Origin of the sequence: Streptomyces sp. NPDC060027 (assembly GCF_042737005.1) — a bacterium.
In the GTDB taxonomy this organism is placed as follows: Bacteria; Actinomycetota; Actinomycetes; order Streptomycetales; family Streptomycetaceae; genus Streptomyces.
In genome coordinates, this window is the sequence record NZ_JBHWVI010000428.1 from 1 (window position 1) to 2,285 (window position 2,285).

Here is a 2,285-nt window from a genome sequence, read left to right on the forward strand (position 1 = left end):
GCGCCCCGCCCCCCGGCGCCCCCCCGGGGCGGGGGCGCCCCCGGGGGCCGCCGGCCCCCCCCCGCCCCAGGCCCCGGCCGCGGCCGGTCGTCCCGAACTGCCCGACTCGGCTCCCCCATGCCAGGTCATCGGACGACCAGCCGCGGCCGGTTCCGTTGTGTGCCCCCTCGGCCGGTGCCGCTCGCGAGGACGTGGCTGGTCAAGGCGGGGATGGCTCACCCGGTGGCCGCGGTCGTCCGCGCCCGGAGCGCCGCGACGGCCCCTGCCGATGATTGCGTCACGATAACGATCGGTTCGACCACTATCCGGCAGTTCATGAATGCGTAACACACAGAGCGCCTTCGTCACTGGTGCGAAACATCGAGGGGCTTCCACGGAAACGGCGCTGCGCCAATCTCATGGCGCATAACCGGCCCGCCCCTCACGACCACTCAGGCTTCGCCCGCACGGGGCCGTACCAACGACGAGGAGACGCCGATGGCACCAGCCATCACCCTTGCCGCAGAGGCACCCAAGCTTTCTGCCGCCAACACAGGGTTCATGCTCATCTGTTCCGCCCTGGTGCTCATCATGACGCCCGGCCTCGCCTTCTTCTACGGAGGCATGGTCCGCGTCAAGAGCACCCTCAACATGCTGATGATGAGTTTCATCAGCATGGGGATCGTCACCATCCTGTGGGTGCTGTACGGCTTCTCCCTCGCCTTCGGCACGGACAAGGGATCGTTCATCGGCTGGACCTCTGACTGGGTCGGCCTCAGCAACATCGGCCTGACGGAGCTGTGGGACGGGTACACCATCCCGGTCTTCGTCTTCATGATCTTCCAGCTGATGTTCGCGATCATCACGCCCGCGCTGATAAGCGGTGCTCTCGCGGACCGGGTGAAGTTCACCGCGTGGTCGCTCTTCATCGCGCTGTGGGCCACGGTCGTCTACTTCCCGGTCGCCCACTGGGTGTGGGGCGCCGGCGGCTGGGCCTTCGAGCTGGGCGTGATCGACTTCGCCGGTGGTACGGCGGTCCACATCAACGCGGGTGCCGCGGCGCTCGGCGTGATCCTGGTCATCGGCAAGCGCGTCGGCTTCAAGAAGGACCCGATGCGCCCGCACAGCCTCCCGCTGGTGATGCTCGGCTCCGGTCTGCTGTGGTTCGGCTGGTTCGGATTCAACGCCGGCTCGTGGCTCGGCAACGACGACGGCGTCGGCGCGCTGATGTTCGTCAACACGCAGATCGCCACCGCGGCCGCCATGCTGGCCTGGCTCGCCTACGAGAAGATCCGGCACGGCGCGTTCACCACGCTGGGCGCGGCTTCCGGCGCGGTCGCCGGTCTGGTCGCCATCACCCCGTCCGGCGGTGCGGTCTCCCCGCTCGGCGCGATCGCGGTCGGTGCCATCGCCGGTGTCCTGTGCGCCATGGCCGTGGGCCTGAAGTACAAGTTCGGCTACGACGACTCCCTGGACGTCGTCGGAGTCCACCTGGTCGGCGGTGTCATCGGCTCCCTGCTGATCGGCTTCTTCGCCAGCGGCAAGGGCCAGTCCACGGTCGAGGGCCTCTTCTACGGCGGCGGCCTGACCCAGTTCTGGAAGCAGTGCGCGGGCGTCTTCGCCGTCCTCGGCTACTCCCTCGTCGTCTCCGCCATCCTCGCCTTCCTCATCGACAAGACCATGGGCATGCGGGTCACCGAGGACGAGGAGATCGCCGGCATCGACCAGGCCGAGCACGCCGAGACCGCATACGACTTCAGCGGTGCCGGCGGCGGCTCCGCCCGGACCGCCGTGCCCGCCCCGGCCGACACGGATGCCAAGAAGGTGGACGCATGAAGCTCATCACCGCCGTCGTGAAGCCTCACCGGCTCGACGAGATCAAGGAGGCCCTGCAGGCCTTCGGGGTTCACGGACTGACGGTCACCGAAGCCAGCGGCTACGGTCGGCAGCGGGGACACACCGAGGTCTACCGCGGTGCCGAGTACACGGTCGACCTCGTCCCCAAGATCCGCATCGAGGTGCTGGTCGAGGACGACGACGCCGAACAGCTCATCGATGTCGTCGTGAAGGCGGCCCGTACCGGCAAGATCGGTGACGGCAAGGTGTGGTCCATCCCGGTCGATACGGCCGTCCGGGTCCGGACCGGCGAGCGCGGCCCGGACGCACTCTGACCGGATCGGCCCGCAGAAGAAGAAAGACAGGAGTCGCTGGGTGACGAGTACGGACGCGCGAGTGGAAGCAGAGGACTCGGGACCCAGCGGCTATGCGGCGGCCCGGCTGCGCCTCCTCCAAGAGGGCGCGCGGTC

General features: G+C 68.6%; 2 protein-coding genes. Both read left to right on the plus strand.

The window, feature by feature from the left end; genetic code table 11:
• Positions 1-477: 477 nt before the first annotated feature.
• Positions 478-1,815, plus strand: a complete 1,338-nt coding sequence (locus tag ACFWBT_RS42685; RefSeq protein ID WP_385710146.1) for an ammonium transporter — start codon at positions 478-480, stop codon at positions 1,813-1,815.
• Positions 1,812-2,150, plus strand: coding sequence for a P-II family nitrogen regulator (locus ACFWBT_RS42690; protein ID WP_003993253.1), 339 nt, complete (start codon positions 1,812-1,814; stop codon positions 2,148-2,150). Before ACFWBT_RS42685 ends, ACFWBT_RS42690 begins: the two co-directional genes overlap by 4 nt.
• Positions 2,151-2,285 lie beyond the last annotated feature (135 nt).

Excerpts from the sequence above, each read along its gene's own strand:
- ACFWBT_RS42690 (WP_003993253.1), top strand. The coding sequence starts at position 1,812 with ATGAAGCTCATCACCGCCGTCGTGAAGCCTCACCGGCTCGACGAGATC.
- ACFWBT_RS42685 (WP_385710146.1), top strand. The coding sequence starts at position 478 with ATGGCACCAGCCATCACCCTTGCCGCAGAGGCACCCAAGCTTTCTGCC.